This is a genomic window from Catellatospora sp. KI3 (assembly GCF_029948125.1).
In the GTDB taxonomy this organism is placed as follows: Bacteria; Actinomycetota; Actinomycetes; order Mycobacteriales; family Micromonosporaceae; genus Catellatospora.
On sequence record NZ_JASAMB010000051.1, the window covers coordinates 1 to 10,134 of the forward strand.

A 10,134-nucleotide genomic window follows, 5' to 3' on the forward strand; every position below is an offset into this window, starting at 1 on the left:
GTCCCGATAAGAGATTCAGTCACGTTGTCGGCACGATTCAGAATGCGAAGCCCGCGGTGACCGCGCGGTGGTCGGTGCCCGGGGTGCGGCGCACCCCCGCCTCCGTCGCCGTCAGTCCACGGTAGAGCACCTGGTCAGGGCGCATGAACGGCAGCGTGGACGGCCAGGTGAAGCCGAAGCCCCAGCCCGCGTCGGCCTGCGCGTCGGCCAGCTGGTCGGTCAGCGGCGCGATGGCGCGGTCGGTGGTCGCGGTGTTGAAGTCGCCGAGCACGACGACCCGCTGCGCGCTGTCCGAGCGGATCGCCTCGGCCAGCATGTCGACGGTGCGGTCGCGGGTGGCGGTGTCGTTGACCCGGGCCGAGCCGAGGTGCACCACGTACACGGCGACCTCGCCCTTGGGGGTGCGCACCATGGCGCGCAGCGCGCGGACCCAGTCCAGGCCGGTGTCCACGTCGGAGACGGTCGCGATCGGGTAGCGGCTGAGCAGGGCGACCGTCGAGCGGCGGGCGCTGTACGGGTACTGCCCGGACAGGCCCTCGGCGACCGACTCCAGCGTGCCGCCGCTGGCCTCCTGCAGCGCGAGCAGGTCGGGGGCGCCCGCGGTGAGGGCGGTGACGGTGGTGGCCGGGTCCGGGTTCTCGGCGTACAGGTTCTGGCTGGCCACGCGCAGGTCGACCGGGCCGCCCGGCGGGGGCAGCAGCGCCCGGCCGAACATCGCGGCCCAGATCACGGCGGGCAGCGCGACCACCAGCAGCGCGCGCCAGGACCGGGCCAGCAGCGCCAGCACCACCAGCACCGGGATCGCCAGGCCGAAGACGGGTGCCACCGTGTCGAGGATGCTGCCGACCCCGTGCCAGTTGGGCACGAACCGGTGACCGGCCAGGAACAGCGCCAGCAGCACCGCCGCCGCGCCGACCAGGGCCGCCCGCCAGGGCCGTCGCTTGGCCGGAGGCACGCCCTTCACCTTTTCGATCTCGATGGTGGTCACTGTCCGTATGTTACCGGGCCCGACTCGAATGAAACTCGGAATCTGCCCGGGACCGGTCTCGCCCCGGCTGCGAAGTCCCCGCGAACCGTCCGGTTCGCGGGGACTTCTGCCAGTTCAGAGTGGATCTAGCAGCCGGGCAGGCGCTCGATCAGGTACGTCTCCAGCCGGTCCAGCGACACCCGCTCCTGCGCCATCGAGTCACGATCACGGACCGTCACGGCGTTGTCCTCCAAGGTGTCGAAGTCGACCGTCACGCAGTACGGCGTGCCGATCTCGTCCTGGCGGCGGTAGCGGCGGCCGATCGCCTGGGCGTCGTCGAAGTCGACGTTCCACCGCAGCGACAGCGTCTTCTGCAGCTCACGGGCCTTCGGCGAGAGCTGCTCGTTGCGCGACAGCGGCAGCACGGCCACCTTCACCGGCGCCAGCCGCTTGTCGAAGCGCATGACCGTCCGCTTGTCCACGCCGCCCTTGGTGTTGGGCGCCTCGTCCTCGTCGTACGCCTCCAGCATGAAGGCGAGCACGGCGCGGGTCAGACCGGCCGCGGGCTCGATCACGTACGGCATCCAGCGCTCGCCCTTGTCCTGGTCGAAGTAGGACAGGTCGACGCCGGAGTGCTTGCTGTGCGTGGTGAGGTCGAAGTCGGTGCGGTTGGCGATGCCCTCCAGCTCGGAGAAGTCGGTGCCGCCGAACTTGAAGCGGTACTCGATGTCCACCGTCCGCTTGGAGTAGTGGGACAGCTTCTCCTTCGGGTGCTCGAACAGCCGCAGGTTCTCCGGCGAGATGCCGAGGTCGAGGTACCAGTTCCAGCGCTGCTCGAGCCAGTACTCGTGCCACTGCTCGTCGGTGCCGGGCTCGACGAAGAACTCCATCTCCATCTGCTCGAACTCACGCGTACGGAAGATGAAGTTGCCCGGGGTGATCTCGTTGCGGAAGCTCTTGCCGACCTGCGCGATGCCGAACGGCGGCTTCTTGCGCGCGCTGGTCGCGACGTTGGCGTAGTTCACGAAGATGCCCTGCGCGGTCTCCGGGCGCAGGTAGTGCACGCCCTCGGCGCTCTCGACCGGGCCGAGGAAGGTCTTCATCATGCCGTTGAACATGCGCGGCTCGGTGAACACGCCCTTGTTGCCGCAGTTGGGGCAGTTCAGGTCCGAGAGCACGAAGGTCGCGCCCGGCTTCTTCGCCAGGAACGCCTCCTCCAGGTGGTCGGCGCGGAACCGCTTGTGGCAGCTGGTGCACTCGGTCAGCGGGTCGACGAACGCCTCCAGGTGGCCCGAGGCCTCCCAGACCTGGCGGGACAGGATGACGGCCGAGTCCAGGCCGACGATGTCGTCGCGCTGCTGGACCATGGTCTTCCACCACTGGCGCCGTACGTTGTCCTTCAGCTCCACGCCGAGCGGGCCGTAGTCCCAGGCCGAGCGGGTGCCGCCGTAGATCTCGCTCGACGGGTAGACGAAACCCCGGCGCTTGGCCAGGCTTACGACGGAGTCGATCCGGTCCGCGGGCATTTCGGGCTCCATTCCATTGGAGTTTGCCGCCGGCTGGCTGTCGGCGGAGGTCGGCGGGGCGCACCCGCACGACGATCAAGACACTACGGGTCACGTACGGTGACCCGCATCCGGTTAACGCTACTGCACAGGCCCGGGGTGCCCGGCGCCGGTCGCGCCCCGCTCAGCCGCGTCCGCAGACCTCGAACTGGGCCGTCCTGCGGTCCTGGACCAGGTAGTAGACGACCTGCTCGCTGGTGCCGTCGGTGTAGACCTCGTCGACCGGCAGCTCCAGGTCGGCGCCGCTGAACGAGACCTTGCCCAGCTCGTACGACTTCACCTGCTCGGGCCGGGTCTGCTCACGGCGGGTGAACCGGTCGAGGTCGAGCTGCTTCTGCTCGGCGTCGCAGAGCTGGTCGTAGGCCTTCTCGTAGTCGTGGTCGCGCAGTGCGTCGAGGTAGTGGGCGACCTTGGTCCGGGCCTGCTCGTTGAACGCCTCCACCTGCGTGGCCAGCATGCCCGTGCCGGCCACCAGCCCGCCGCCGCAGCACAGCACCAGCAGCAGCGCGGCGATGCCCAGCCCCCAGCCCAGCCGGGTGCCGCCGCCCTCGGTCGGCGCGGCCGGGAACGGCGGTCGGGCCCCGGGGCCCGGCGGCACCGCGGGGGACGCGGACATCTCCGTCATGGCCGCGATCATATTGCGTAGGTGCCGCAGTCCGCTCCCGCGCGGTTGATCACGCGCTGATCAGGCCCGGTCACTCGCGCGGGCGACGACCTCGCCGCCGGGTTCGGCCGCGGCCAGCGACTCGTACGCGCACGGCTCCATCAGCGACTGGGCCAGCAGCGGCGTCGCGGTGACCTTGACGTCGAACCCGCCCAGCGCCCGCCGGTAGGCCCCCACGCTCTCCCACTCGGTGAGCAGGCACCAGTGCTCCGGCTCGTCCAGCGACCGGGTCAGCTCGCCGCGCACGTACCCGGGGCGGGCGGCCAGCGCGGCCAGCGCGGCGTGGGCCCGCACGACGAAGCCGTCCACATCCTCAGTGATCACGAACCGGTTGAACATCAGCACACTCCGCAGCCTAAGGCCCCCCGCCCCCGAGGTAAGGAAGGGTCCCTTCTTATCGTTCTCCGTAGGGGAAGGGCCCCTTCTTAACGCCCGACGCCGCTGACGGCGCTGACGAGGTTGGAGAACACGTGGTCGAGCCTGTGCCGCAGAACTCACTGCTGAACCGGCTGGCGCGGATCGGACGGCTGCCCGCCTTCCTGGGCACCCTCGCGGTGCTGGCCCTGGCGCTGCTGCTGCCCGCGCCGTACAGCGGGGTGCTGCTGCTCCTGCTCGCCTGTGCGCTGGCCGCGCTGCTGGCCACCACCTGGCGGGTGCAGCCGCGCTCCACCCGGGTGCTGCGCGTGGTGGTGCTGGCCTTGCTCGTCCTCGCCGCCGCGCTGCGCCTCACCCCTTGATCGTTCGAGTTGCCGGGCAACCGGGCGGAAGCGAGAGCTTCGATCGCCCGATTGCCCGGCAACTTGCGTGATCATCGGCCCCGCACGCTGGGCATACCACGTTATGCATCTATGCGGTTTTGACAATCGTTCTCATTTTCAGCCACAGTGGGATTCATGTTGAGCCGATCCCTGCGCCGCGCCGCCGTCGGCGGCGCCGCCACTGTGCTGCTGCTCGCCCTGGCGGCCTGCTCCGGGACCTCGGGCGACGACGGCAAGGTGTCCGTCGTGACCGGTTTCTACCCCCTGCAGTTCGTGACCGAGCGCATCGGCGGTGACCACGTCAAGGTCACCAACCTGGCCCAGCCCGGCGCCGAGCCGCACGACATCGAGCTCAAGCCGTCCCAGATCGGCGAGATCTCCGACGCGAAGCTGGTGATCCGGTTCAAGGGCGTCCAGCCGCAGCTCGACGACGCCGTCGGGCAGAACGCCGCCGGGCACGACCTGGACGTGTCCACGGTCACCCCGCCCGCCACCGGCGCCAACCACCGCGGCGCCACCGAGGACGCCGGCGCGCCCGACCCGCACGTGTGGCTCGACCCGACCCGCCTGGCCGCGATCGCGGGCACCGTCTCCGGCAGGCTGTCGCAGCTCGACCCCGACCACGCCGCCGACTACGCCGACAACGCCGACGCGCTGCTGCAGGAGCTGACCAAGCTCGACGGGGAGTACGCTGCCGGGCTCAAGCAGTGCCAGCGGCACGAGATCGTCACCAGCCACGCCGCCTTCGGCTACCTCGCCGACCGGTACGGCCTGACGCAGATCGCCCTGTCCGGCCTCACCCCCGACACCGAGCCCACCCCGCAGCAGCTGGCGACCGTGGCCGCCGAGGCCAAGCGGCTGGGCGCCACCACGATCTTCTTCGAGACGCTGGTGTCGCCGAAGGTCGCCGAGACGCTGGCCGCCGAGGTCGGCGCCAAGACGGCGGTGCTCGACCCGCTGGAGGGGTTGACCGAGGGCGGCACGGGTGACTACCTGTCGGTGATGCGTACCAATCTCGAAGCGCTCCGTGCCGCGTTGGGCTGTGCATGAACTCCTTACCGGTTCTCACCGTCGAGCACGGGGCGGTCGCCTACGACGACCGCCCCGTGCTCCGTGACGTGAACCTGTCCGTCGGCGCGGGCGAGGTCGTGGCGATCCTCGGCGCCAACGGCAGCGGCAAGTCCACCCTGGTCCGGGCCGCCCTCGGGCTGGTCCCGCTCGCCTCCGGCGAGGTCACCCTGTTCGGGGTGCCCCGGCGGCGCTTCCGCCAGTGGCACCGCATCGGGTACGTACCCCAGCGCCTCGGCGCCGGAGGCGGCGTGCCCGCCACCGTCGGCGAGGTCGTCGCCTCGGGGCGGCTGGCTGCGCGCGGCTTCCTGCGGCCGCGCCGCTCCGGCGACACGCGCGCCGTGACCGACGCCCTCACCGCGGTCGGCCTGGTCGACCGGGTGCACGACCCGGTCGCGTCGCTGTCGGGCGGCCAGCAGCAGCGCACTCTGATCGCCCGCGCCCTGGCCGGCCAGCCCGACCTGCTGGTGCTGGACGAGCCGACGGCCGGGGTCGACGCCGCCTCGCAGGAGGCGTTCGCGCGGGCGCTGCGCGACTTCGTCACCGGCGGCGGCACCGTGCTGCTCGTCGCGCACGAGCTCGGGCCGCTGCAGCCGGTGATCAGCCGGGCGGTGGTCGTACACGACGGGGTGATCGCGCACGACGGCGCGGTCCCCCACCCGACCGGCCACCACGCCGACCCCCACCACGACCACGTGCACCCGCACGGGCCCCAGGATCCGCCGAGCATCTGGGGGTCGCGCTGATGAACCTCTTCGACGTGCTGTCCCACCAGTACATGCAGTACGCGCTGATCGGCGCCCTGATCACCGGGCTCATCGCCCCGTCGCTGGGCATCTACCTGGTGCAGCGCAAGATGTCGCTGATCGGCGACGGCATCGGCCACATCGCGCTCACCGGCGTCGGCGTCGGGCTGCTCACCGGCGCGTCGCCGGTGCTGACCGCGATCATCGTGTCGGCGCTGGGCGCGGTCGCGGTCGAGCTGATCCGCGAACGCGGCCGCACCTCCGGCGACATGGCGCTGGCCATCCTGTTCTACGGCGGCATCTCCGGCGGCGTGTTCCTGGTGCAGCTCGCGCCGGGCAAGAGCAACGCCAACCTGACCGCGTACCTGTTCGGCTCGCCGCTCACCCTGAACCCCACCGACCTGGTCGTGATGGGGGTGCTGGGCGCGTGCGTGCTGGCGGTGACCCTCGGGCTGCGGCCCTGGCTGTTCGCGATCTGCCAGGACGAGGAGTACGCCAAGGTCTCCGGCCTGCCGGTGCGCCTGCTCAACCTGCTGCTGGCCGTGATGACCGCGGTCACCGTCACCGTGGCGATGCGCTCGGTCGGGCTGCTGCTGATCAGCGCCCTGATGGTGGTCCCGGTCGCCGCCGCGCAGCTGGTCTCGCGCGGCTTCCGCGGCACGATGGCCCTGTCCATCCTCGGTGGACTGGTCGCGGCGGGCGCCGGCACCACGATCTCGGCCGGATTCAACACCGCGACCGGGGCGACCATCGTGCTCACCGCCATCGCGCTGTTCGTCGGGGTCGCGGCCGTCACCGCGGTGCTGCGCCGGCTGCGGCGGCCCGCGCCCGCGCCGGTGAGCGCCGAACCGCCGGAGTGCGCACTTGACTGCTGAAATGCGGGCGATTGGGAGCCTGTCGGCGAACGAGGCTACCGTGGGGGACGTGAGCCACACCGAGTCCTACGCGCGCGCCGGAGAGCTGCTGCGGGCGCTGGCCGCACCGGTGCGCATCGCGATCGTGACCGAACTGGCCGCCACCGGGCCCCGGCACGTGCACGAGCTGGTCGACCGGCTGCAGGTGACGCAGCCACTGGTGTCGCAGCACCTGCGCGTGCTGCGTTCGGCCGGGGTGGTGCGCGCCGAGCGGCACGGCCGCGAGATCGCGTACTCCCTGGTCGACGAGCACGTGGCGCACATCGTGGCCGACGCCGTCACCCACGCCGGAGAGGGGCGGCCGTGACCGCGCCCGCCCGCAACACCCGGCAGCGCTCGGCCGTGGCCACGCTGCTGTCCGAGGTGGAGGGTTTCCACAGCGCCCAGCACCTGCACGCGATGCTGCGCGACCGCGGCGAGCGGGTCGGCCTGACCACCGTGTACCGGACGCTGCAGGCGCTGGCCGACGCGGGCGACATCGACGTGATGCGCCCGCCGGGCGGCGAGCAGCTGTTCCGACGCTGCTCCGACGGGCACCACCACCACCTGGTGTGCCGCTCCTGCGGCCGTACCGTCGAGGTGGCGGGGCCGGCGGTCGAGTCGTGGGCCGACCGGGTGGCGGCGCAGCACGGGTTCGTGGACGTCAGCCATACGCTGGAGATCTTCGGAACCTGCCGGGGCTGTGCCAACCCCTGAGGCTCGCGCGGTAGGGGTTTCCCGGCCGGGTCGGCGGATCACAATACTGGCATGAAACTCTATGCGGAGAAGCCGTGGCGGTTCACCCGGCAGATCGTCGCCGACGCGGCCGCGATCGTGTGGAGTGCGGTGTGGATCTGGGCGGCGGTCACGCTGTACCACCTGGTCCAGCAGCTGGCCGTGCCCGGGCAGAAGCTGGAGAGCGCCGGTAGCAGCCTGGCCGGCGACCTCGCCTCGGTGCAGGCCCGCGCGCACGGCATCCCGCTGGTCGGCGACGAGCTCAGCGCGCCGTTCGGCAACGCCGCCAAGGCCGCCACCACCATCGCCGAGGCGGGCCGCAGCCAGCAGGCCGCCATCGGCGACCTGGCCACCGCGCTGGCCTGGCTGACCGCCGGGCTGCCGGTGCTGATCGCGCTGGCGCTGTGGCTGCCGCTGCGGCTGTCCTGGATCCGGTCCGCGAGCACGGCGGCCAAGCTGCGCCGGTACGAGAGCGGCAGCGAACTGCTCGCCCTGCGCGCCCTGGCCACCGCCCCGCTGCGCCGCGTCGCCTCGCTGGACAGCAGCGTCGTCGCCGGCTGGCGCCGGGGCGATCCGGCGGCGATCGACCAGCTCGCCGCCCTCGAACTGCGCCGCCTCGGCCTCCGCGGCACCCCCCGGGCGTAAGGCGCTCAGCGGGGTGGGATGCGGCGGCGGAGGTCGGGGGCGGTGGACGCGCCGGGGTGCCACTCGGCGACCCAGTCGCCCCCGGTCGGCGTCGGCACTATCCCCTGCTCCAGCTCCGGGTACGCGCCGTCGAGCACCCGGCGGGCCAGGGCCGCGTCGGCGGCGTCGGTGTTGTGCCAGAGCGCCCGGCGCAGCACCGCCACCCGGTCGCGGGCCTGGCGGCAGAACGCGTCGGCGAGTTCGAGCTGTTCGCGCTGCCCGGATGCGGTCGCCCGGGAGCAGACCGCGGCGATGGCGAAAAGTTCGGCGCCGATGTCGACGATCCGGCCCAGGAACGCCTGCCGGTGCTCCAGCCGCCCCTGCCAGCGGGCCATGCCCCGGAACGTGTCCCGGGCCAGGCGGCGCGAGGCCCGTTCGGCGAAGCGGACATGCCTGGCCAGGCGGCCGAAGGAGCCGTACCCGCCGAAGGTGCCCCGGCCGACCAGCAGCGTGGGCAGCCAGCGGGCGTAGAACCAGGCCGCGCTGCCGAGCGCCTTGGCCTTGGCGCCGACGCCGGACTTCGGGTCGATCAGGGCGCCCGCGACCGACAGGTGCTGGTCGACGGCCTCGCGCGCGATGAACAGGTGCATGATCTCGGTCGAGCCCTCGAAGATGCGGTTGATGCGCATGTCGCGCAGCAGCTGCTCGACGCCGATCGCCTTCTCGCCGCGGGCGGCCAGCGACTCGGCGCTCTCGTAGCCGCGCCCGCCGCGGATCTGCACCAGCTCGTCGACCACGCGCCAGCCGTGCTCGGAGCCGTACAGCTTGACCAGGGCGGCTTCGATGCGGAAGTCGTTGCGGTCGTCGTCGGCGAGCATGCAGCACAGGTCGAGCATCGACTCCATGCCGTACGCCGTGGCCGCGAGGTACGCGATCTTCGTGGCGACCGCCTCGTGCTGCCCGACCGCCCGTCCCCACTGCACCCGCTGCGCCGACCACTGCCGGGCCACGCTCAGCGACCACTTCGCCGCGCCGACGCACATCGCGGGCAGCGACAGCCGCCCGGTGTTCAGCGTGCTCAGCGCGATCTTCAGGCCCCGGCCCTCGCCGCCGATGACGTTCTCGGCCGGTACGAACACGTCGTGGAACCGGGTGACGCTGTTCTCCAGCCCGCGCAGGCCGAGGAACGCGTTGCGGCGCTCCACGGTCACCCCGTCGGCGTCGCCCTCGACCACGAACGCGGTGATGCCGCCCCGGTGCCCCTCCGACTTCGGCACCAGCGCCATCACCACCAGCAGCGTGGCCACGGTGCCGTTGGTGGCCCACAGCTTCACCCCGTTGAGCCGGTAGCCGCCCTCGACCGGGGTGGCGGTGGCCGACATCCGGGCCGGGTCGGAGCCGACGTCGGGCTCGGTGAGCAGGAACGCCGACACCTCGCCCGCGGCCAGCCTCGGCAGGAAGCGCTGCTTCTGCTCGGCGGTGCCGAACAGCTTGAGCGGCTGCGGCACGCCGATGGACTGGTGCGCCGACAGCAGCGCGCCGATGGCGGGGCTGACCGAGCCGGCCAGCTCCAGCGCGCGGCAGTAGTCGAGGTGGGACAGGCCGAGGCCGCCGTACGCGGGGTCGATCTTCATGCCGAAGGCGCCCAGGTCGGCGAGGCGGTGGAACACCTCGTCGGGGATGCGGGCCTCGCGCTCGATGGCGGCGCCGTCGACCTCGGTGCTGACGTAGCGTTCCAGCCGGGCGAGGAACTGCTCGGCGTCGGGGTCGGGTGCGGGTTGGGGCCACGGGTGGATCAGGTCCATCCGGAGCCGGCCGAGGAACAGCTGCTTGCCGAAGCTCGGCTTGAGCCACTGGCTCTCCCGGGCGGCCTCGGCCACCTGCCGGGACTGGTCTGCGCTCACCTCTCGCTGCGTGGTCGTCATATCGACACCCCTGTCGTCTGTCGCCCTGGACTTCAAGTTACCGCCGCGTACCTACTGATCGGTAGCGTTCGACGCCAAACCTGGACGAGCGGGTGAGCGTCGCCGCCTTTTCCGGGAAACTGCGGTTACGTGGGGCGGGACGGGCGGCACTTAGCATTGACGCTGGCCTATCCAGAGGACGAAAAGTGG

Annotated in this window: 12 protein-coding genes; 7 read left to right on the forward strand and 5 right to left on the reverse strand. The window is 71.9% G+C overall.

Annotated elements, in window-relative coordinates; all coding sequences use genetic code 11:
• Positions 1–37: 37 nt before the first annotated feature.
• The 4 genes from QEZ54_RS35940 to QEZ54_RS35955 all read right to left on the reverse strand — a co-directional run bounded on the left by QEZ54_RS35940 (position 38) and on the right by QEZ54_RS35955 (position 3,541).
• Complete coding sequence (locus QEZ54_RS35940) at positions 38–988, reverse strand: endonuclease/exonuclease/phosphatase family protein (protein ID WP_281309259.1); 951 nt, start codon at positions 986–988, stop codon at positions 38–40.
• Positions 989–1,113: 125 nt separating this feature from the next.
• Entirely contained in the window at positions 1,114–2,493 is a 1,380-nt protein-coding gene (locus QEZ54_RS35945; protein WP_281309260.1) for a glycine--tRNA ligase, read from the reverse strand.
• 163 nt (positions 2,494–2,656) lie between these two features.
• Complete coding sequence (locus tag QEZ54_RS35950; RefSeq protein ID WP_281309261.1) at positions 2,657–3,157, reverse strand: hypothetical protein; 501 nt, start codon at positions 3,155–3,157, stop codon at positions 2,657–2,659.
• 60 nt (positions 3,158–3,217) lie between these two features.
• Positions 3,218–3,541, reverse strand: a complete 324-nt coding sequence (locus tag QEZ54_RS35955) for an antibiotic biosynthesis monooxygenase (RefSeq protein ID WP_281309262.1) — start codon at positions 3,539–3,541, stop codon at positions 3,218–3,220.
• A 125-nt stretch (positions 3,542–3,666) separates the two neighbouring features.
• Here QEZ54_RS35955 and QEZ54_RS35960 point away from each other — a divergent pair, with 125 nt between their 5' ends.
• The 7 genes from QEZ54_RS35960 to QEZ54_RS35990 all read left to right on the forward strand — a co-directional run bounded on the left by QEZ54_RS35960 (position 3,667) and on the right by QEZ54_RS35990 (position 8,041).
• Positions 3,667–3,933 carry a hypothetical protein gene (locus tag QEZ54_RS35960; RefSeq protein ID WP_281309263.1) on the forward strand — a complete coding sequence of 89 codons (267 nt, stop codon included), beginning with the start codon at positions 3,667–3,669 and terminating at the stop codon, positions 3,931–3,933.
• A 156-nt stretch (positions 3,934–4,089) separates the two neighbouring features.
• Positions 4,090–5,004: a metal ABC transporter substrate-binding protein gene (locus QEZ54_RS35965; RefSeq protein ID WP_281309264.1), complete on the forward strand. Its 915-nt coding sequence runs from the start codon at positions 4,090–4,092 to the stop codon at positions 5,002–5,004.
• Positions 5,001–5,768: a metal ABC transporter ATP-binding protein gene (locus QEZ54_RS35970; protein WP_281309265.1), complete on the forward strand. Its 768-nt coding sequence runs from the start codon at positions 5,001–5,003 to the stop codon at positions 5,766–5,768. The genes QEZ54_RS35965 and QEZ54_RS35970 overlap by 4 nt, the downstream gene beginning before the upstream one ends.
• On the forward strand, positions 5,768–6,643 hold the full coding sequence (locus tag QEZ54_RS35975; RefSeq protein WP_281309266.1) for a metal ABC transporter permease: 876 nt from the start codon (positions 5,768–5,770) through the stop codon (positions 6,641–6,643). Before QEZ54_RS35970 ends, QEZ54_RS35975 begins: the two co-directional genes overlap by 1 nt.
• A gap of 1 nt (position 6,644) precedes the next feature.
• Positions 6,645–6,989 carry a metalloregulator ArsR/SmtB family transcription factor gene (locus QEZ54_RS35980; RefSeq protein WP_281309267.1) on the forward strand — a complete coding sequence of 115 codons (345 nt, stop codon included), beginning with the start codon at positions 6,645–6,647 and terminating at the stop codon, positions 6,987–6,989.
• The gene (locus tag QEZ54_RS35985) at positions 6,986–7,378 is read left to right on the forward strand and encodes a transcriptional repressor (RefSeq protein WP_281309268.1); all 393 of its coding nucleotides are present in this window, start codon (positions 6,986–6,988) and stop codon (positions 7,376–7,378) included. Before QEZ54_RS35980 ends, QEZ54_RS35985 begins: the two co-directional genes overlap by 4 nt.
• A gap of 51 nt (positions 7,379–7,429) precedes the next feature.
• Complete coding sequence (locus tag QEZ54_RS35990) at positions 7,430–8,041, forward strand: hypothetical protein (RefSeq protein WP_281309269.1); 612 nt, start codon at positions 7,430–7,432, stop codon at positions 8,039–8,041.
• A gap of 5 nt (positions 8,042–8,046) precedes the next feature.
• On the opposite strand, the gene QEZ54_RS35995 is transcribed toward QEZ54_RS35990, so the two are convergent.
• Positions 8,047–9,945, reverse strand: coding sequence for an acyl-CoA dehydrogenase family protein (locus tag QEZ54_RS35995; RefSeq protein WP_281309270.1), 1,899 nt, complete (start codon positions 9,943–9,945; stop codon positions 8,047–8,049).
• Between the last annotated feature and the right edge of the window lie 189 nt (positions 9,946–10,134).